We start from the raw sequence: 20,953 nt of genomic DNA on the forward strand, positions 1-20,953 counted from the left end.
GGAACTCCCTATAATGCGCCTCCATCGACACGGAACATGTGAACAACTTCACAGAGTATCCGGGGGTCGCAGAGAAAAAATCCTGAAAATTAGGGTTGACTCTGAAAGAGGAAAGCGTAATATACGCCACCTCGAGTTAGCAAGCGAAAGCGCCTAACTCACTGCTCTTTAACAATTTATCAGACAATCTGTGTGGGCACTCCACAAGACGATATCCAGCATCTTCGGATGCAAAAAAATATCAAGTCTTGAAGAGTGACTAACTGAAGTAAAATTCATGCAGTAAATCTTTGAGCATCGCTTCTCGAGTGGAAGCAAATCAAGCTTTTAATTGAAGAGTTTGATCATGGCTCAGATTGAACGCTGGCGGCAGGCTTAACACATGCAAGTCGAGCGGTAGCACAAGAGAGCTTGCTCTCTGGGTGACGAGCGGCGGACGGGTGAGTAATGTCTGGGAAACTGCCTGATGGAGGGGGATAACTACTGGAAACGGTAGCTAATACCGCATAACGTCGCAAGACCAAAGAGGGGGACCTTCGGGCCTCTTGCCATCAGATGTGCCCAGATGGGATTAGCTAGTAGGTGGGGTAATGGCTCACCTAGGCGACGATCCCTAGCTGGTCTGAGAGGATGACCAGCCACACTGGAACTGAGACACGGTCCAGACTCCTACGGGAGGCAGCAGTGGGGAATATTGCACAATGGGCGCAAGCCTGATGCAGCCATGCCGCGTGTGTGAAGAAGGCCTTCGGGTTGTAAAGCACTTTCAGCGAGGAGGAAGGTGGTGAACTTAATACGTTCATCAATTGACGTTACTCGCAGAAGAAGCACCGGCTAACTCCGTGCCAGCAGCCGCGGTAATACGGAGGGTGCAAGCGTTAATCGGAATTACTGGGCGTAAAGCGCACGCAGGCGGTTTGTTAAGTCAGATGTGAAATCCCCGGGCTCAACCTGGGAACTGCATTTGAAACTGGCAAGCTAGAGTCTCGTAGAGGGGGGTAGAATTCCAGGTGTAGCGGTGAAATGCGTAGAGATCTGGAGGAATACCGGTGGCGAAGGCGGCCCCCTGGACGAAGACTGACGCTCAGGTGCGAAAGCGTGGGGAGCAAACAGGATTAGATACCCTGGTAGTCCACGCTGTAAACGATGTCGATTTGGAGGTTGTGCCCTTGAGGCGTGGCTTCCGGAGCTAACGCGTTAAATCGACCGCCTGGGGAGTACGGCCGCAAGGTTAAAACTCAAATGAATTGACGGGGGCCCGCACAAGCGGTGGAGCATGTGGTTTAATTCGATGCAACGCGAAGAACCTTACCTACTCTTGACATCCAGAGAACTTTCCAGAGATGGATTGGTGCCTTCGGGAACTCTGAGACAGGTGCTGCATGGCTGTCGTCAGCTCGTGTTGTGAAATGTTGGGTTAAGTCCCGCAACGAGCGCAACCCTTATCCTTTGTTGCCAGCGGTTCGGCCGGGAACTCAAAGGAGACTGCCAGTGATAAACTGGAGGAAGGTGGGGATGACGTCAAGTCATCATGGCCCTTACGAGTAGGGCTACACACGTGCTACAATGGCATATACAAAGAGAAGCGACCTCGCGAGAGCAAGCGGACCTCATAAAGTATGTCGTAGTCCGGATTGGAGTCTGCAACTCGACTCCATGAAGTCGGAATCGCTAGTAATCGTAGATCAGAATGCTACGGTGAATACGTTCCCGGGCCTTGTACACACCGCCCGTCACACCATGGGAGTGGGTTGCAAAAGAAGTAGGTAGCTTAACCTTCGGGAGGGCGCTTACCACTTTGTGATTCATGACTGGGGTGAAGTCGTAACAAGGTAACCGTAGGGGAACCTGCGGTTGGATCACCTCCTTACCTAAAGATATTAGTTCGAGTGGCGTGCTCACACAGATTGTCTGATAGAAAGTAACGAGCAGAAATACCTTTATAGGCTTGTAGCTCAGGTGGTTAGAGCGCACCCCTGATAAGGGTGAGGTCGGTGGTTCAAGTCCACTCAGGCCTACCACTTCTTCGAAGTGGAAAAGGTACTGCACGTGACTGTATGGGGCTATAGCTCAGCTGGGAGAGCGCCTGCCTTGCACGCAGGAGGTCAGCGGTTCGATCCCGCTTAGCTCCACCATATAGTCCGGTATTTAATACTTCAGAGTATATTGGCGACAGTATGCTGCGAAGTATTTTGCTCTTTAACAATCTGGAACAAGCTGAAAATTGAAACATGACGGCTGAAATTTATCCCTCCGTAGACGTATTGGGATGAAGAGTAACCTGTCATAGAGTCTCTCAAATGTTTGCAGCGCGAACGATGGAAACATCTTCGGGTTGTGAGGTTAAGTGACTAAGCGTACACGGTGGATGCCTAGGCAGTCAGAGGCGATGAAGGGCGTGCTAATCTGCGAAAAGCGTCGGTAAGGTGATATGAACCGTTATAACCGGCGATACCCGAATGGGGAAACCCAGTGTGTTTCGACACACTATCATGTCATGAATACATAGTGGCATGAGGCGAACCGGGGGAACTGAAACATCTAAGTACCCCGAGGAAAAGAAATCAACCGAGATTCCCCCAGTAGCGGCGAGCGAACGGGGAGGAGCCCAGAACCTGAATCGGCTTGTGTGTTAGTGGAAGCGTCTGGAAAGTCGCGCAGTAAAGGGTGATAGCCCCGTACACTAAAATGCACAGGTCGTGAGTTCGATGAGTAGGGCGGGACACGTGACATCCTGTCTGAATATGGGGGGACCATCCTCCAAGGCTAAATACTCCTGACTGACCGATAGTGAACCAGTACCGTGAGGGAAAGGCGAAAAGAACCCCGGCGAGGGGAGTGAAATAGAACCTGAAACCGTGTACGTACAAGCAGTGGGAGCACCTTCGTGGTGTGACTGCGTACCTTTTGTATAATGGGTCAGCGACTTATATTTTGTAGCAAGGTTAACCGTATAGGGGAGCCGTAGGGAAACCGAGTCTTAACTGGGCGAATAGTTGCAAGGTATAGACCCGAAACCCGGTGATCTAGCCATGGGCAGGTTGAAGGTTGGGTAACACTAACTGGAGGACCGAACCGACTAATGTTGAAAAATTAGCGGATGACTTGTGGCTGGGGGTGAAAGGCCAATCAAACCGGGAGATAGCTGGTTCTCCCCGAAAGCTATTTAGGTAGCGCCTCGTGAACTCATCTTCGGGGGTAGAGCACTGTTTCGGCTAGGGGGCCATCCCGGCTTACCAAACCGATGCAAACTCCGAATACCGAAGAATGTTATCACGGGAGACACACGGCGGGTGCTAACGTCCGTCGTGAAGAGGGAAACAACCCAGACCGCCAGCTAAGGTCCCAAAGTCATGGTTAAGTGGGAAACGATGTGGGAAGGCATAGACAGCCAGGATGTTGGCTTAGAAGCAGCCATCATTTAAAGAAAGCGTAATAGCTCACTGGTCGAGTCGGCCTGCGCGGAAGATGTAACGGGGCTAAACCATGCACCGAAGCTGCGGCAGCGACGCTTAGGCGTTGTTGGGTAGGGGAGCGTTCTGTAAGCCGTTGAAGGTGGCCTGTGAGGGTTGCTGGAGGTATCAGAAGTGCGAATGCTGACATAAGTAACGATAAAGCGGGTGAAAAGCCCGCTCGCCGGAAGACCAAGGGTTCCTGTCCAACGTTAATCGGGGCAGGGTGAGTCGACCCCTAAGGCGAGGCTGAAAAGCGTAGTCGATGGGAAACAGGTTAATATTCCTGTACTTGGTGTTACTGCGAAGGGGGGACGGAGAAGGCTAGGCTAGCCGGGCGACGGTTGTCCCGGTTTAAGCGTGTAGGGGGTGTGACCTGGTAAATCCGGTTGCATACTAACCCTGAGGCGTGATGACGATGCACTACGGTGCAGAAGTAGTTGATGCCCTGCTTCCAGGAAAATCCTCTAAGCTCCAGGTAACATTAAATCGTACCCCAAACCGACACAGGTGGTCAGGTAGAGAATACCAAGGCGCTTGAGAGAACTCGGGTGAAGGAACTAGGCAAAATGGTGCCGTAACTTCGGGAGAAGGCACGCTGGCATGTAGGTGAAGTCCCTTGCGGATGGAGCTGAAGCCAGTCGAAGATACCAGCTGGCTGCAACTGTTTAATAAAAACACAGCACTGTGCAAACACGAAAGTGGACGTATACGGTGTGACGCCTGCCCGGTGCTGGAAGGTTAATTGATGGGGTCAGCCGCAAGGCGAAGCTCTTGATCGAAGCCCCAGTAAACGGCGGCCGTAACTATAACGGTCCTAAGGTAGCGAAATTCCTTGTCGGGTAAGTTCCGACCTGCACGAATGGCGTAATGATGGCCAGGCTGTCTCCACCCGAGACTCAGTGAAATTGAACTCGCTGTGAAGATGCAGTGTACCCGCGGCAAGACGGAAAGACCCCGTGAACCTTTACTATAGCTTGACACTGAACATTGAGCCTTGATGTGTAGGATAGGTGGGAGGCTTTGAAGCGTGGACGCCAGTCTGCGTGGAGCCATCCTTGAAATACCACCCTTTAATGTTTGATGTTCTAACTCGGCCCCATAATCTGGGGTGAGGACAGTGTCTGGTGGGTAGTTTGACTGGGGCGGTCTCCTCCCAAAGAGTAACGGAGGAGCACGAAGGTTAGCTAATCACGGTCGGACATCGTGAGGTTAGTGCAAAGGCATAAGCTAGCTTGACTGCGAGAGTGACGGCTCGAGCAGGTACGAAAGTAGGTCTTAGTGATCCGGTGGTTCTGAATGGAAGGGCCATCGCTCAACGGATAAAAGGTACTCCGGGGATAACAGGCTGATACCGCCCAAGAGTTCATATCGACGGCGGTGTTTGGCACCTCGATGTCGGCTCATCACATCCTGGGGCTGAAGTAGGTCCCAAGGGTATGGCTGTTCGCCATTTAAAGTGGTACGCGAGCTGGGTTTAGAACGTCGTGAGACAGTTCGGTCCCTATCTGCCGTGGGCGTTGGAAGATTGAGAGGGGTTGCTCCTAGTACGAGAGGACCGGAGTGAACGCACCACTGGTGTTCGGGTTGTCATGCCAATGGCATTGCCCGGTAGCTAAGTGCGGAAAAGATAAGCGCTGAAAGCATCTAAGCGCGAAACTTGCCTCAAGATGAGTCTTCCCTGGGCCTTTAAGGCCCCTGAAGGAACGTTTAAGACTAAGACGTTGATAGGCTGGGTGTGTAAGTGCAGCGATGCATTGAGCTAACCAGTACTAATGATCCGTGAGGCTTAACCTTACAACACCGAAGGTGTTTTTAGAGAGATTTTCAGCGAAGTTCCGAGATTGGTTCTGATGGCTTCACGGAAGTGAGGCGGTTGGAATGAAACAGAATTTGCCTGGCGGCAATAGCGCGGTGGTCCCACCTGACCCCATGCCGAACTCAGAAGTGAAACGCCGTAGCGCCGATGGTAGTGTGGGGTCTCCCCATGCGAGAGTAGGACACTGCCAGGCATCAAATAAAGCCGAAAGCCCTGAACTGACGTTCAGGGCTTTTTGCTGTGCGTAAAACGTAAAAAAGCGCAGCTACGCTGCGCTGCTCTCCCCAGCTTATCTCCGACAGACAGCCAGAGAAAAGGCCCCGAAGGGCCTTTGATTAGGGTGTGTTTGCTTTTTTTCACTTATTATTCGATTAATGCGAGCTGCCCTGAGAGATACCCAGCCCGGTTTGCGAACGGACAAACTGCGCCCGGAAGCGTTCCCGCTCCTGCTGCCCGGCCAGCGAGCTGTCGGTGATCGAGAACAGCCAGGTGCCGACAAAGGCCACGATCATCGAGAACAGCGCTGGGTATTCATACGGGTAAATCGGTTTTTCATGGCCGAGGATCTGCACCCAGATCGTCGGGCCGAGGATCATCAGAATCACCGCCGTTAACAGACCCAGCCAGCCGCCAATCATCGCGCCGCGGGTCGTCAAACGCGACCAGTACATCGACAGGATGATGATAGGGAAGTTACAGCTGGCAGCGATAGAGAACGCCAGCCCGACCATAAAGGCGATATTCTGCTTCTCGAACAAAATCCCCAGGGCAATAGCAACCAGGCCCAATACCACGACGGTGATCTTGGAGACCTTCAGCTCGTCACGCTCGGTCGCCTTGCCGTTTTTCATCACGCTGGCGTACAGATCGTGGGAAACCGCTGAGGCGCCGGCCAGCGTCAGGCCCGCGACGACCGCCAGAATGGTGGCAAAGGCTACCGCCGAGATAAAGCCGAGGAAGAAGTTACCGCCAACGGCATTGGCCAGGTGCACCGCCGCCATGTTGGTACCGCCCAGCAGCGCGCCGGTGGCGTCTTTGAACGCCGGATTGGCGCTGACCAGCAAGATGGCGCCGAAGCCGATGATAAAGGTCAGAATATAGAAGTAACCGATAAAGCCGGTGGCGTAGAACACGCTCTTGCGTGCTTCCTTGGCGTCACTGACGGTGAAGAAACGCATCAGGATGTGCGGCAGACCGGCGGTGCCGAACATCAGCGCGAGACCGAGCGACAACGCGGAAATCGGATCGGACACCAGACCACCGGGGCTCATGATGGCGATGCCTTTCGGATGCACCTTCACCGCTTCGGCGAACAGGGTATTGAAGTCGAAGTTAACCGACTTCATCACCATCAGCGCCATAAAACTGGCGCCGGCCAGCAGCAGCACCGCCTTGATGATCTGCACCCAGGTGGTGGCCAGCATGCCGCCGAACAGCACGTACAGCACCATCAGGATGCCGACCAGGATCACCGCCACATGGTAGTTGAGCCCGAACAGCAGCTGGATCAGCTTGCCGGCGCCGACCATCTGCGCGATCAGATACAGCGCCACCACCACCAACGAGCCGCAGGCCGAGAGGGTGCGGATCGGTTTCTGCTGCAGACGGTAAGAGGCGACATCGGCAAAGGTATAACGGCCGAGGTTGCGCAAGCGCTCCGCGATCAGGAACAGAATGATCGGCCAGCCGATGAGGAAGCCGATGGAGTAAATCAGTCCGTCATAGCCCGAGGTGTAGACCAGGGCGGAGATACCGAGGAACGAGGCGGCGGACATGAAGTCACCGGCGATCGCCAGCCCGTTTTGCAGACCGGTGATGCGCCCGCCCGCGGTGTAGTAGTCCTGACGGGAACGGGTGCGTTTGGAAGCCCAGTAGGTGATGTACAGGGTGGCGCCGACAAACAGGATAAACATCACGATCGCCTGGATGTTCAGCGGCTGGCGATGCACCTCGCCGCCAATGGCGTCGGCGCAGGCCAGACCGGGCAGCAACAGCAGCGCGGCGGCGGACAATAAGCGCTTCATTGTTTCACCTCGCGCAGAATCTCTGCGGTGAGGCGATCGAATTCGCCGTTGGCGCGAAACACGTAGATCCCGGTCAAGACGAAAGAGATCACGATCAGCCCGACGCCGACCGGGATCCCGCGGGTGATGGTCGATCCGGCGGCGATCGGCGTGCCGAGCCATTGCGGATCGAAGGCGATCAACAGAATAAAGCCGACGTACAGCGCCAGCGTAATCAGTGAAAGCAGCCAGGCGAACCGGCCGCGTTTTCTCACCAGCTCTTTAAAGCGCGGGTTTTCTTCAATCCCTTGATAAATGGTGTCATTCATCAGAGTGTCTCCAGTCGGTATTGAGAGAGTACGCCGCGCCAGGGCCGCTCAACGGTGCGTGATCCGGATTGAGCGGCCTGAAGCGGCATAAATTATGACGGCACTTTCATTGATTGTTTTTCTTCCAACAGCTTGTCGACGACGGCCGGATCCGCCAGCGTAGAGGTATCCCCCAGGTTGCTGGTGTCGCCGGCGGCAATTTTGCGCAGGATACGCCGCATGATCTTGCCGGAGCGCGTTTTGGGCAGCGAATCTGTCCAGTGCAGTACGTCCGGCGTGGCGATCGGCCCTATCTCTTTGCGCACCCAGTTGCGCACTTCGGTATAGAGCTCCGGCGTCGGTTCTTCGCCGTGGTTCAGCGTGATGTAGGCGTAGATCGCCTGGCCTTTGATGTTATGAGGAATGCCGACCACTGCCGCTTCGGCGATTTTCGGGTGCGATACCAGCGCGGACTCAATCTCGGCGGTGCCCAGACGGTGGCCGGAGACGTTCAGCACGTCATCGACGCGGCCGGTGATCCAGTAGTAACCGTCTTCGTCGCGGCGTGCGCCGTCACCGCTGAAGTACATGCCTTTGAAAGTCGAGAAGTAGGTTTGCTCGAAGCGGTCATGATCGCCGAACAGGGTACGCGCCTGGCCCGGCCAGGAATCGACGATCACCAGGTTGCCTTCGCAGGCGCCTTCCTGCGGTGTGCCGACGTTATCGACCAATGCCGGCTGTACGCCGAAGAAAGGCCGCGTAGCAGACCCGGCTTTCAGCTCGGTGGCGCCAGGCAGCGGGGTAATCATGAAGCCGCCGGTTTCGGTTTGCCACCAGGTGTCGACGATCGGGCACTTTGCATTGCCTATCTTGTTGTAGTACCACTCCCAGGCTTCCGGGTTGATCGGCTCGCCGACCGAGCCCATGATACGCAGCGAATCGCGTCGTGTGCCCTCGATCGCCTTGTCGCCTTCGGCCATCAGGGCGCGAATGGCGGTCGGTGCGGTATACAGAATGTTGACCTGGTGCTTGTCGATCACTTGCGACAGGCGATTAACGCCCGGATAGTTAGGCACGCCTTCGAACATCAGCGTGGTGGCGCCGCAGGCCAGCGGGCCGTACAGCAGATAGCTGTGGCCGGTGACCCAGCCCACGTCGGCGGTGCACCAATAGATGTCGCCGTCGTGGTAGTCGAACACATACTTAAAGGTCATCGCGGCGTAGACCAGGTAGCCGCCGGTGGTGTGCAGCACGCCTTTCGGCTTGCCGGTCGAACCGGAGGTATACAGGATAAACAGCGGATCTTCGGCGTTCACTTCTGCCGGCGGGCAGTCGGCGGAGACGCCCTGGGTCAGCTCATGCCACCACAGATCGCGCCCTTCCTGCCAGTAGCCCGGTTTCCCGGTGCGTTGGAACACCACGACGTTGGCCACGCTGACTACGCCGGGATTTTTCAGCGCATCGTCGACGTTCTTTTTCAGCGGCACGGCACGGCCGGCGCGCAGGCCTTCATCGGCGGTGATCACCAGCCTGGCGTTGGAGTCGATAATGCGTCCGGCGACCGCTTCCGGTGAGAAGCCGCCGAAGATCACCGAATGTACGGCGCCGATACGCGCGCAGGCCAGCATCGCGACCGCCGCTTCCGGCACCATCGGCATATAGATAGCCACCACGTCACCTTTTTTCACGCCGAGCTTTTTCAGCACGTTGGCGAACTGGCAGACGTCATGGTGCAGCTGTTTGTAAGTCACCTTTTTGGATTGGGTCGGGTCGTCGCCTTCCCAGATAATGGCGGTCTGGTCGCCGCGCTCGGCCAAATGACGATCCAGACAGTTGGCCGCCAGGTTCAACGTGCCGTCTTCAAACCAACGGATGCTGACGTGGCCCGGATCGAACGAGGTGTTTTTGACTTTGGTATAGGGTTTGATCCAGTCCAGGATTTTGCCATGCTCACCCCAGAAAGCCTCTGGGTCTTGAACCGACTGTTGATAATACTGTTGGTATTGTGCCGGATTAATCAGGGCGCGTTCTGCAATTGCAGAAGGAATAGCGTGTTTATGCAGTTGGCTCATAGCTTTTCTCCTTGAAGTTGTTAATGATATGTCAACTGAAGGTTAAGTATAGTTTGCTACGATTCTTTGTTTCTTTTTTGCGCGGCAGATCACGCAACAAAGATATTGATTTGTAATCGTTCTGTCGCATTTGCAGGGCATATCTATCTATTTGGCGCTCAAATCCTCATAAACCCACGTTTTTAACCAAAAACACTTATCTAAAGAACAAAAAAGAATAAAAAAAGGCGAGGGTATTTGCCTCGCGCTTAATAAGGATGGGAGAGATCAGCATTATTTCGCGCTATAAATCTTTTTTGATTATTTTTCGCTATTAATATTCGAAGTTGGTATTAACGCGATATAACGATGGACGGCACATCGTGAAATAACGTTCTATTAATGCTTCATACCTGATGAAAAATCGGGAAATACCCTATGGCATTCATCCTGCGGTATCGTTCGATTTTTAATCTAAATATAAAATGGCGCTGCATTTATGGGTGAAAATGTCACTCGGCCAATTCCCATTTATTTGACTTTTGAGTAACAAAATATAAACATTCGGTGCGGACTAAATATGCAGAATGGACGAAAAATAACGCATTTTAATCGCGTTCAAAAAAACGTCACCGGCGCGGTTATGTGCTTCATTATCTGAAAAATTATGTTTTTAATAACAAGCAATTATGCCATTTGAAATAGTTACGCGAAATTTTTGTGATTCGATTCAGCGCTCAACCCTGACAAATCAAGGCTTGCAGAGCATGCCGCCCGGATGATACAGATTTATACTGCGTCGCACCCAGGGCAGGTGAACGCTTCCACTGAATTAACATAAGCCTGTAATAAATGATTAAGTATTCTTTTCGCCGTGTTGCGACTTTGTACGGCGCAAAGAGTCTTTGAGGACTTTTTGGGTATGAAAAGTGTAAAAATTAGCCTGGCTTGGCAAATCCTGATCGCGTTGGTACTGGGTATTATTGTTGGCGCGGTATTGCACAACCAGACAGAATCTCGTGAGTGGCTGGTCAGCAATATTCTCAGCCCGGCGGGTGATATCTTTATTCGTCTGATCAAGATGATTGTGGTGCCGATTGTTATTTCCACGCTGATCGTCGGTATTGCCGGCGTAGGCGATGCGAAAAAGCTGGGCCGCATCGGATTGAAAACCATTATTTACTTCGAAGTGATCACCACCATCGCCATCGTGGTGGGGTTGACGCTGGCCAACGTATTCCAACCCGGCCACGGCATCGACATGTCGACGTTGACCACGGTGGACATTTCGCAGTATGAGAAAACCACCGAACAGGTGCAAAGCGGTTCGCACAGTCTGGTGGCGACCATTCTGTCGCTGATCCCATCGAACGTCTTCTCGTCGATGGCCAAGGGCGACATGCTGCCGATTATCTTCTTCTCGGTGCTGTTCGGTCTGGGGCTGTCGTCGTTGCCGAAAGAGACCAAAGAGCCGTTGCTGAAGGTGTTCAAGGCGGTGTCCGAGAGCATGTTCAAAGTCACCCACATGATCATGCGCTATGCGCCGATCGGGGTATTCGGTCTGATTTCGGTCACGGTAGCCAACTTCGGTTTCGCTTCGCTGCTGCCGCTGGCCAAGCTGGTGCTGCTGGTATACTTCGCCATCGCGTTCTTCGCCCTGGTGGTGCTGGGGGCGGTCGCCCGGCTGTGCAACCTGCGCATCTGGACGCTGATCCGCATCCTGAAAGACGAACTGATCCTGGCTTATTCCACCGCCAGCTCGGAAACGGTGCTGCCGCGCATCATCGAAAAGATGGAGGCTTACGGCGCGCCCAAGTCGATCACTAGCTTCGTGGTGCCGACTGGCTACTCCTTTAACCTGGATGGCTCGACGCTGTACCAGAGCATCGCCGCTATCTTTATCGCCCAGCTGTACGGCATCGAACTGTCGTTGGGGCAGGAGATCGTGCTGGTGCTGACGCTGATGGTAACCTCGAAAGGGATCGCCGGCGTGCCGGGGGTCTCGTTCGTGGTGCTGCTGGCGACGTTGGGCAGCGTCGGCATCCCGCTGGAAGGCCTGGCGTTCATCGCCGGCGTGGACCGTATCCTGGATATGGCGCGTACCGCGCTGAACGTGGTGGGCAACGCGCTGGCGGTACTGGTGATAGCCAAGTGGGAGCACCAGTTCGATCGCAAGAAGGCGCTGGCTTACGAAACGGAGTTTCTGGCGCAGAAGGTGAAGCCGGCCAACCAGGCCTAATCACGAGTATCGCCGACGTTAAAAACGCCCCAGGCAGTTGTGCCGGGGCGTTTTGTTTTTATGGCCCTTCAACCTGCCACTTTCTTTTCTCTGCCCAACTGCCCAACTGCGCGACTTGCATCCCCGCTTAACAAAATCTAAAGTGTTACCAAATTAATAGAAATGATAATAGATGTTATTATCATTTTCATTTGATGATGTATGGAGACACGCAAAAGCCGTTGAACGGCGGGGTTACGCCCGCTCGACGTCTTTATTCGGGCTTATCAAAGGTAGGTAACATGTCGGACACCGCTTTGGCCTCTGAATGGTTGCCGCTGGCGCCAGCGCAGCTTGATTTCTGGGAAGAACACACCTTGCACCCTGGGCAGACTCTGTCCACCGTCGCACATTGCACCGAACTGTGCGGCGCGGTAGAGGAAGAGACGCTCTGCCGGGCGATCGCCACCACTCTCGCCGAGACGCAGGCGTTTGCCTTGCGCTTTGGTGAGCGGCATGGCGACTCTCCCCCGCTGTTACGTTACGATCCACAGCGCACGCCGCCATTGCAACGCATCGATCTGCAAACGCACGACGATCCCTGGCAGGCGGCGCAAAACCTGATGCGCGAAGATATCGCGCAGCGCCGGGCGCTGCACAGCGAACCGTTAGCCGCAGCCTGGCTGCTCAAGCTGGGGCCGGAGCGCTACCTCTGGTACGTGCGTGCGCACCATATTCTGGTTGATGGCTTCGGCATGGCCCTGATCGAACACCGCTGCGCCGCGTTATATGCGCACTATCTGGGTGAGGGCAGCGCAGGTATGCCTCTGGGCGCCTTCGACGTCTTTCAACAGGCCGAGCTGGCCTACGCTGATTCTGAGCGATGCGAGCGCGATCGGCGCTTTTGGCAGACCTATCTGCCGCCGTCGCAGGTGCTGCCGACGGTGCGCAAGGGCGGTGAGGCCTATGGCGTACGGCGTCTGAGCACCCACCACCGGCTGCCGGCGGCGGTGTCGCACTCTCTTGCGCAGTTGGCGGAGCGTAGCGGCATCAATTGGCCCGACTTGCTGGTGGCGCTGTCGGCGGCCTGGCTGTTTCAGGTGATGCCGCGCTGTGCCCGGCAAGGCGATACGCTGCCGATGTGGATGCCGGCGATGAATCGCCGTGGGCAGGCAGCCACTAACGTGCCTTCGCTGGCGGTCAACACGCTGCCGCTGCTGGTGTCACCGCCGCAAGCGGAGACGCTGGGGAGCTTTCTCACCACGCTGACGCAGCAGCTGCGGGAGCTGCGCAGCCACGCCGGCTACCGTCTGCGCCAATTGGCCGCCGATCGCGGTGTGGATCCGGGCTCGCGCTTCTTTATTTCCCCCTTCATCAACGTGCAACCCTTCGATGCGCCTCGTTTTACTGGCTGTCGCGGTACCCGCAGCGTATTGGCCGGCGGCTCGGGCGACGGTTTTAACCTGACGTATCGCGGCCGCACCGACGCCCGCGATCTGCAGGTGGATATCGATATTTATCTGGAACAGTTCCCGACGGAGGATGCGTTGGACTATGGCGAGGCGCTGCAAGAATTTCTGTTGCGTGCGCTGCAGCAGGAAGCCTGGGAGCAACCGCTGGCGGCCCTGACGGCGTTACCCGCCTGAGAAAATGCGGGCGGGGGATGTCCCCGCCCGAGTGGTATGGTTTCAGCTGACCAGCAACGCCGCCACTTCGCGTGCGTTCTTGCATGGCAAGAGCGCACTGCTTACCAGACGGGTGCCGAAAGCGTCATTGAGGCGTGCCGCCACCTGTTTGATATGCGGCAGCTTCAGTCCCATGGCGATAAACGCCGTCTCTTCCCCCCATTCCGGGCGCGGCGTTACGCCAATCGCCTGCCAGTAAATGGTCAGGATCTCGGCGCTGCGCGCCACCGGTGCGTTCGGCGGCGGGGCCGCGCAGGCGTTCAACGCCGGCGCGGTTTGCTGGTGGCTCAGGTCGGCGCGGATGCGATGGCGATCGGTTTTACCGTTGGCGGACAGCGGCAGCGCCTCGGCATGGATAAAGCGCGTGGGGATATGGGTACAGGGCAGATAGCCGGTGGCGAAGGCGCGGATCTCGGACAGCGGCAGCGGCTTGCCGTCGCGGGTCAGATACAGGGCGCCGAGCGCTGCCTCGTTGTTCTCTCCGCTGAGATAATCCACCACTACCATATCCAGGATCGCCGGATGGCGGCGCAGCACGTCTTCGATTTCCGGCAGCGAGACGCGCACGCCGCGGATCTTCACATAGCCGTTCACCCGGGTGGCGAACATGATGTTGCCGTCCGCACGGTAATAGCCCTGATCGCCGGTGCGGAAAGCGCGCAGCGGTTGCCCGTCCGGTCCTTCGAGGGTAACGAAATCGTGCTGCTTCAGCTCCCCCTGCTCCAGATAGCCTAACGCCAGGTTCACCCCGGCGGTGTGAATGCGGCCGACCACGCCGGCCGGGCAGTGGCTGCCGTCGTCATGGCAGATGAAGTAGCGGTTAGCCGGCAGCGGGCGGCCGTAAGGCACGGTGCCGCTCTCCTGTGGGGCGATCGGGTGCCAGATGCTCCAGATGGTGGTTTCGGTCGGCCCGCCGAGTGAGAACAGCGCGAGATCCTGGCGCAGGGTACGCAGGGTTTGTACCGTCGCCGGCTTGATATAGTCGCCGCCTTGCGCCACCAGGCGCAGCGAGCGCAGGCTGTCGGCCGTTTTGCAGGTGAGCAGCATCTCCAGAATGGCGGGTACCGAACACCACAGGGTGACCCGATGTTTTTCCACCAGTTGGTTCCAGCTGATGGCATCCTTTTCCTGATGTGGCGCCGGCAGCACCAGCGTGGCGCCGGCGCACAGCGAACCGAACAGATCGAACATCGACATGTCATGGTGCGGCGGCGTGACGGAAATGAAGACATCGTCGGCGGTGACTCTCCAGCGCTGTTGGGTTTGGTGCACGACGTTGGCGGTGGCGCGGTTGTTAAGCACCACGCATTTAGGCTTACCAGTGGTGCCGGAGGTATACAGGTAGTAGCTCGCGGCCTGGCTGGCGCTGCGTTCAACCAGCGTCCGTTCATCCGGCAGCGCGGGTGCGCGATCCGCCTGCGCCAGCAGGGTCGCCGGCGTCACGCCGATCGGCGTTTCGAGATCGCCGCCGTGCACTACCAGCGTCGGCCGGCAATTCTCCAGCAGGTAGGCGGTGCGTTCCGGCGGCGAGTTGATATCGATAGGCACCCAGATCACGCCCTGCAGGGCACAGGCGAGGCTGAAGATGATCTGTTCCGGGCTGCGCGGCAGATACAGTGCCACCACGTTGCCCGGCTGCACGCCGCGGCTCTGCAGGTTGGCGATCGCCGTGGCGATCCGCTGGCCCAGCTCGCGGTAGGTTAGCGTCTGCTCGCCGCAGATCAGCGCATTGCCGCCGTCTTGCGCGCCGAACAGCCGCTCGGCCAGCTGCGCCAGATAAGGATAAGGCGCGTAATTCGCTTCGCTGTCGTTGTGGCGGTAATGCGCCAGATCGATGAAGTCGCGCGGCGCGATCGCCAGGTCGGCCCGTTGGCAACTGTGCAGGATGCGTCGCTGCAACGCCGCCAGCATCGCTTCTACCTGTTCGCCATGCAGCGCCTGCTCGGCGTAGTCCACGCACAGCTGCAGATTTTTTTCGCTGTCCAACGTCAGGCGGATATCGATGGCGACCTGCGGCGTTTGGGTCAGGCCGTCGTGAAAGCGCACCGGCGCCTCGGCTGGCAGCGTCTCCCAACCCAGGCAATTGGTCAGGATCACCGGCAGCGCCGGGCCGCCCTGGCTTTGGCCGAGCAACTGCCGCGCCAGATCGACGCCGGAAAACGCCAGGTGATCGAGCGCGCCGAGCACGTCGTCCTGCAAGGCTTGCGCGCGCTGGATAAAATCTTCGCCGTGGCGGGAATAGCGCACCGCCACGAAGCTGGAGGCGTTGCCCAGGGCGCCGTCGGCGGCGGGGAACGCTACCGGCACCCCGACACACAGCTCGCCGTCGGTGGTCCAGTGGGCCAGCGTATCGAGGATCAGCGCCGACAGCAGGCTGTTGCGCAGCAGCGCATGCGGCGATCCCAGACGGCCAAGCTGTTTAACCGTGTCGTGCGGCAACGTCAGGCTGGCGCGGCGATAGCGTGATGAGGTGAGATTGGCGAGCGGGGCGCGCCACGGCAACGCCGACGGGGTGGTGACATCCTGCAGCTTTTCGCGCCAGTAGGCGGCATCGGCCTGGCGTTGCGCCGCCGATGCGGCGGGGGGCGGCAAGGCGGCGGCGGTCGGCGCCAGAGGGCGATCGTCGAACAGGCGCGCGATCACGGTGGAGATCCCCTGGCCGTCTAAGATCAAGGCATCGAAGCTGGTAAAGATCAGCGTATCGTACGGCGATCCCGTCGGATCCTGCTGTTCGGCAAGTTGGATCACGGCGATGCGCCACAGCGGTTGGCTCGGATCGTGGCGCTGGTGGGAGTAACGCGCGCGCAGTTGTTCGACCTGGCGCTGCGCCGCTTCACCATCAAGGGCACGCAGATCGTGTCTATCCAGATGCAGCGTCACCTCCGGGCGTACGTGCTGCGTGCCGCGCGGCACATCGATGCAGGTGCGCAGTGCCGGGTAGTGTTGAACCAGCTCGGTCAGGCGCGCTTCAAGGCGCGGTACGTCCAGCTGCCGGGCACGGTATTCGCGAAAGTCGTGCATCGCCACGCCGCCCAGCGGCCATCGATCGCTGCGGCCCAGAAGATAGGCCTGCTGCAGTGCGGTTAATGGTGTCTCCATGGTACTTCCCTATAGTCGCTAACCGATTAAATCTCAGTGCTGCGGCGCCAGCGCGGCGAGCAGCGTTTTCGCATTCCGTCCTGCCTCGGGCGAGCGTTGGCAGATCAATGCCGCCAGCGCCGCCGGAGAGGGATGCGCCGCCAGATCCTGCGCCGTCAGCGCCGCCGCCAGATATTTGTTGAGCACCGTCAGCAGCGCGTTCACCCCAGCATCCGGCAGGGCCAAGCGGTGGATATCGTCGTGGTCGTGCAAGCTGGCCTCGGGAGCCACCCGCGCCAGCAGCCGGTGCAGCACCTGGCGCACCGGTGCCTGCTGCGCCAGCGCGTCGGGTGTGCATTGCGCCAACAGCTGTGACAGCGGGCGATCGAACGCCTCCGCTTGCCGTGCGGCCAGGTGCAGCAGCGCACGATAACAGGCCAGCAGGCGCGGCAGCGCGTGCTCGGGGAATGCGTCCAGCCGCACGTCCCAGTTAATCAGAATGCCGTCGTCGACGTGGGCGACCTGCGCATCCAGCGCAACCTGCGGTCCTTGAGAGATGACCCAGCCGAGACGGCCGAAGGTGTCGGTGACCCGTTCGGAAAACAGCGTCTTGCCGCGGATGCCGAAACCGGCGGTAAACACCACCGGAGAAGGCTGCAGGCTGCCGTGCAGGCGCGACAGATCGCGCATCACGCTCACGCCGGGGTAATCCGCATGTTCGATAAGCTCTGCCAGCTGTGCCATCAGGCGCCGGCAGAAAGCGCTCAGGTTTTCCGTCGGGTTCAGCTCCACGCCGAGCAGCACCAGGTTAGAGAAATCGCCGATAAGACGATGCGCGTCCTCCCGTTCGCTTTCGCGGTGGAACAGCGGCACGTTGAGCCGGAAGCGCGTCATATTCCAACCCTGGCCGACGGCCAGTGCGAACAGCGCTAAAAACAGCGTAGAGAGGGAGGTGTGGTGCCGCTTGGCGACATTCTCCAGCGCGCGGCTTTCTTCTGCATTCAGCTGTACGGCCAGGCGATCGCTGCGGCAGCGGTCCGGCGTGCGCAGCAGGCGCGGCGCCGGGGGCACCTGCGCCAGGCGTTCACGCCACCAACGCTGGCCGCGTTCGCGCCGCTGGCGTAGCGCCTCGTCGGCGTCGCGTCGTTCGAGGTGATCAAAGTAGGCCGCTGGTGCGTCATCGGAGGGGGGCAGCGGACACTGGTGATAAAACGCCGTCAGATCCTCCATCAACAGGCGAAAGCTCATGGCATCGCCGGCGATCATGTCGAGATCGACATGCAGGCGGCTGCGCCCTTCCGGCAACAGGCTCAGGCTGATATCGCAGGGCACGCCCTGTTCCAGCGGCAGCAGCTGGGTGCTTTTTGCCTGGCGTTTGGCGGCGAGCGCGGCTGCCAGCGTTGCTTCATCGGCGTGCTGCCAATCGTCGAGATGCAAGGCGTGCCGAGGGCCGGGAGGCGCGATCGTCTGCCGGCCATCGTCGGTAATGCGCAGGCGTAACAGCGGATGGTGCAGGTACAGCGCCTCGACGGCCTGGCGCAGCCGAGCGGTATCCAGCTCGCCGCCGTCGAATTCCGCATACAGGTGGGCGGCCATGCCGCCGAGGGGAGGAGCGGACTGTCGGCCTACCCAATAGGCGGCCTGCATCGTGGTCAAAGCTTTCATCGGGTATCCATTTTGATTCAGCCAACGAGACTGCAAGAATATATCCAAATGTTAATAGGAATGAAAATTATTATTATTTGATCCATTTGGCGATCGGGTGCTATCTATAAGGCGTTTTAGCGACGCCGGGCAGTGAGGGCATTGGGTGTGAATAATTTATCTATATTATTCTTAGCATTGAAATGATTGCTTGTTATTGCAGCGCTCGTTTTTCCTGCGAAAGTATAAGGGTTTCTGGCAGTTATCTTGTCAGGCCTCACACCTTTGTTGATAATGATTTGCATTAGAAAATGCAAAATATTATCATTCTTAACATTATTTTACGTTTTTATACAAGCTGCCGGCCGCTCCGCCGGCGGCTTAGCCGTGGACGGGGCCGCGCCCGTCCGGCCGCGAAAGGCATGGGTTTGCCGCAGGGATAAGCAACAGCAAGGCCGGGAAGGCCGCAGCGTCATGGTCTGTGTGAGTGTCGATGTAGGTTGTGTAAAAAAAAATCAAATTTTGTGCACCTCTGGGATGAAAGGAGAAGACATCTATGGGCAAGCATTTTGCGGCTCAACGGCATGAAAGCGTAGGAAACGGGGAAAAGGCGGGGTTGAAAGCCATTGGGGCGTTTTCCTCCGTATTTTTAGGGGTTTGTTCACTGGCGATCGGTAACGTCAACGCGGCGGAAACCAAGAGCAACGAAACCTACCAGGACGCGGAAACGCTGCTGGTCACCGGTGAGAAGATCAAACGTTCCATTTTCGACACCGGCTCCAGCGTGCAGGTGTTCGACAGCAACCGCATCGCCTCGATGCCTGACGCAGTGCAGATCCCCGATCTGCTGCGCATGACCCCCAACGTGGTGGATCTAGGCATCGGCAACGAACTGCCGACCGTGCGCGGCATCGACGGTTCCGGCCCGAACGTTGGCGCCAATGCCTTCCTCAGCGGCACCCGTCCGCGCCTCAATCTGTCGTTGGATGGCCGTTCGCTGACCTATAACGAACAGGCTTTCGGCCCACAGTCGCTGTGGGATCTGGATCGCGTCGAAGTGTTCCTCGGCCCGCAAAGCTACATTCAGGGGCGCAACGCCATCGCCGGCGCCATCGTCATGGCCAGTAAAGATCCGACCTTCGAATGGGAAAGCGCCTTCAAGGGCGGGGCCGGCAACCAGCACTCTTCACAGCTGGCCGCCATGGCGTCCGGCCCGCTGGTGGAAGATCAGCTGGCGTTCCGCGTCAGCGTCGATCGCCAGCGCCGCCGCAGCGAAGCCGATCTGCCGGCCTATGCGCCGGTGGGCGATCCACGCGAAGTGGAAGCCACCACCGCCCGTGCCAAGCTGTTGTTCAATCCGGCCGGCCTGCGCGATCTGACCACCAAGCTGACCTTTAACCACTTCGGCAGCACCGCGCCACAGAACGAAAGCCTCAACCCGCAGCCGCATCCGACCAACCCGCGCCACGATCCGCGCCGCGCCGTGTTCAAAAGCAACATGAACAGCACCATCTGGGATCTGGCCTGGGAGGCCTCTGATGCGCTGACGTTTGAAAACCGCGTTATCTATACCGATTTCAACATCAACCGTCCGACCGCTTACAACATCCAATACGCCGAGATCGACGGCCAGGAAGTTCACGTGGAGCCGGTGGTGCGCTTCGGCGGTGCGGACAGCCGCCTGCACGGGCTAGCGGGGCTGCGTTACTTCCACGGCACGCAGGATGAGTTCGTCAACATCTTCGGCGGATCGACCTTCAAAGATAAAACCGATACCCATTCGGCGTTCGCCGAGCTGACCTATGCGCTGACGCCGCAGGTGGACGTGACTGCCGCCAGCCGCCTGGAACGCGAACACCGTCGCCGCGACGGCGGCAGCCAGGCGGTGCGCATCGATTTCGACGAAACCTACACCGTGTTCCTGCCGAAGCTGGACGTGGCCTGGAAACCGACGGATACCCAAACCTACGGTGCCAAGATCGCCCGCGGCTATAACGCCGGCGGCGGCGGCATCACGATCGGCACGCCGGTGGTCAGCTACACCTACGGTTCCGAGTATGTCTGGAACTACGAGTTGTACACCCGCCATCACCTGAAAGACGCCAACGTGGTGCTGACAGGTAACATCTTCTACAACGATTACAAAGACATGCAGCTGCCGTACTCGCTGGGTGAGAACTCCAGCGTGATCCGCAACGCCGACAAGGTGGAAACCTACGGTGCGGAAATCGGCGCCACCTGGCAGCCGCGCTGGGATTTCGAGCTGTTCGGCAACCTCGGCCTGCTGAAAACCGACATCAAGAAGTTCTCGGGCAGCGGCGTGGAAGGGCATGAGCTGGCGCGCGCACCGGCTTACACCGCCAACATGGGGGCCAAATATCAGTTCCTGAAAGGATGGGAGCTGAGCAGCAACGTGGCGTTTACCGACTCCTACTATTCGCAATACGACAACGACTCGCGCGGGCGCATCGGCTCCTATTGGACGGCTAACGCCCAGCTGGCTTACACCTTCGACTACGGTCGCGCCACGCTGTATGCGAAAAACCTGTTTGATTCCGACCGTCGTGAGATGGTCAGAAGCAATGACATTTACACGGCGACTCTCCAGCGAGGCCGCCTGGTCGGCGCGGCGGTTGAGCTGAATTTCTAACGCTATCGCGATGATGGGGGGACGAATGTCCCCCGTTTTATGCGC

The 20,953-nt window shown here is 57.8% G+C and carries 8 protein-coding genes, 2 tRNA genes and 3 rRNA genes; 8 read left to right on the forward strand and 5 right to left on the reverse strand.

Annotated features, from left to right (window positions below):
• The first annotated feature begins 328 nt into the window (after positions 1-328).
• The 5 genes from ACMGGW_RS00005 to rrf all read left to right on the forward strand — a co-directional run bounded on the left by ACMGGW_RS00005 (position 329) and on the right by rrf (position 5,464).
• Positions 329-1,870 (forward strand): 16S ribosomal RNA (locus tag ACMGGW_RS00005).
• 74 nt (positions 1,871-1,944) lie between these two features.
• Positions 1,945-2,021: transfer RNA gene (locus ACMGGW_RS00010), tRNA-Ile, on the forward strand.
• A 38-nt stretch (positions 2,022-2,059) separates the two neighbouring features.
• Positions 2,060-2,135 (forward strand) — tRNA-Ala (locus tag ACMGGW_RS00015).
• A 206-nt stretch (positions 2,136-2,341) separates the two neighbouring features.
• Positions 2,342-5,249 (forward strand): 23S ribosomal RNA (locus ACMGGW_RS00020).
• A 99-nt stretch (positions 5,250-5,348) separates the two neighbouring features.
• Positions 5,349-5,464 (forward strand): 5S ribosomal RNA (gene rrf, locus ACMGGW_RS00025).
• Together the 16S, 23S and 5S rRNA genes with 2 tRNA genes alongside form the textbook arrangement of a ribosomal RNA operon.
• A gap of 178 nt (positions 5,465-5,642) precedes the next feature.
• On the opposite strand, the gene actP is transcribed toward rrf, so the two are convergent.
• The 3 genes from actP to acs form a co-directional block, all read right to left on the reverse strand.
• Positions 5,643-7,295 carry a cation/acetate symporter ActP gene (gene actP, locus ACMGGW_RS00030; RefSeq protein ID WP_025304954.1) on the reverse strand — a complete coding sequence of 551 codons (1,653 nt, stop codon included), beginning with the start codon at positions 7,293-7,295 and terminating at the stop codon, positions 5,643-5,645.
• Complete coding sequence (locus ACMGGW_RS00035) at positions 7,292-7,603, reverse strand: DUF485 domain-containing protein (RefSeq protein WP_004930047.1); 312 nt, start codon at positions 7,601-7,603, stop codon at positions 7,292-7,294. The genes actP and ACMGGW_RS00035 overlap by 4 nt, the downstream gene beginning before the upstream one ends.
• 92 nt (positions 7,604-7,695) lie before the next feature.
• Positions 7,696-9,654 (reverse strand): acetate--CoA ligase, encoded by a 1,959-nt coding sequence (gene acs, locus ACMGGW_RS00040; protein WP_025304955.1) that lies wholly within the window; start codon positions 9,652-9,654, stop codon positions 7,696-7,698.
• A 901-nt stretch (positions 9,655-10,555) separates the two neighbouring features.
• On the opposite strand from acs, the gene gltP reads away from it, so the two are divergent.
• The gene (gene gltP, locus ACMGGW_RS00045) at positions 10,556-11,872 is read left to right on the forward strand and encodes a glutamate/aspartate:proton symporter GltP (RefSeq protein WP_043142347.1); all 1,317 of its coding nucleotides are present in this window, start codon (positions 10,556-10,558) and stop codon (positions 11,870-11,872) included.
• Positions 11,873-12,153: 281 nt separating this feature from the next.
• Positions 12,154-13,497 carry a condensation domain-containing protein gene (locus ACMGGW_RS00050; RefSeq protein WP_025304957.1) on the forward strand — a complete coding sequence of 448 codons (1,344 nt, stop codon included), beginning with the start codon at positions 12,154-12,156 and terminating at the stop codon, positions 13,495-13,497.
• Positions 13,498-13,539: 42 nt separating this feature from the next.
• On the opposite strand, the gene ACMGGW_RS00055 is transcribed toward ACMGGW_RS00050, so the two are convergent.
• Positions 13,540-16,635: an amino acid adenylation domain-containing protein gene (locus tag ACMGGW_RS00055; protein ID WP_197832091.1), complete on the reverse strand. Its 3,096-nt coding sequence runs from the start codon at positions 16,633-16,635 to the stop codon at positions 13,540-13,542.
• A 33-nt stretch (positions 16,636-16,668) separates the two neighbouring features.
• Complete coding sequence (locus ACMGGW_RS00060) at positions 16,669-18,279, reverse strand: condensation domain-containing protein (RefSeq protein ID WP_197832092.1); 1,611 nt, start codon at positions 18,277-18,279, stop codon at positions 16,669-16,671.
• A gap of 535 nt (positions 18,280-18,814) precedes the next feature.
• Between ACMGGW_RS00060 and ACMGGW_RS00065 the strand changes: the two genes are divergently transcribed.
• Positions 18,815-20,908 carry a TonB-dependent receptor gene (locus ACMGGW_RS00065; RefSeq protein ID WP_025304960.1) on the forward strand — a complete coding sequence of 698 codons (2,094 nt, stop codon included), beginning with the start codon at positions 18,815-18,817 and terminating at the stop codon, positions 20,906-20,908.
• The last annotated feature ends 45 nt before the right edge of the window (positions 20,909-20,953 follow it).

Origin of the sequence: Serratia sp. BNK-4, assembly GCF_048685115.1 — a bacterium.
GTDB lineage: Bacteria > Pseudomonadota > Gammaproteobacteria > Enterobacterales > Enterobacteriaceae > Serratia > Serratia bockelmannii.

Excerpts from the sequence above, each read along its gene's own strand:
- actP (WP_025304954.1), bottom strand. The coding sequence starts at position 7,295 with ATGAAGCGCTTATTGTCCGCCGCCGCGCTGCTGTTGCTGCCCGGTCTG.
- ACMGGW_RS00035 (WP_004930047.1), bottom strand. The coding sequence starts at position 7,603 with ATGAATGACACCATTTATCAAGGGATTGAAGAAAACCCGCGCTTTAAA.
- acs (WP_025304955.1), bottom strand. The coding sequence starts at position 9,654 with ATGAGCCAACTGCATAAACACGCTATTCCTTCTGCAATTGCAGAACGC.
- gltP (WP_043142347.1), top strand. The coding sequence starts at position 10,556 with ATGAAAAGTGTAAAAATTAGCCTGGCTTGGCAAATCCTGATCGCGTTG.
- ACMGGW_RS00050 (WP_025304957.1), top strand. The coding sequence starts at position 12,154 with ATGTCGGACACCGCTTTGGCCTCTGAATGGTTGCCGCTGGCGCCAGCG.
- ACMGGW_RS00055 (WP_197832091.1), bottom strand. The coding sequence starts at position 16,635 with ATGGAGACACCATTAACCGCACTGCAGCAGGCCTATCTTCTGGGCCGC.
- ACMGGW_RS00060 (WP_197832092.1), bottom strand. The coding sequence starts at position 18,279 with ATGAAAGCTTTGACCACGATGCAGGCCGCCTATTGGGTAGGCCGACAG.
- ACMGGW_RS00065 (WP_025304960.1), top strand. The coding sequence starts at position 18,815 with ATGGGCAAGCATTTTGCGGCTCAACGGCATGAAAGCGTAGGAAACGGG.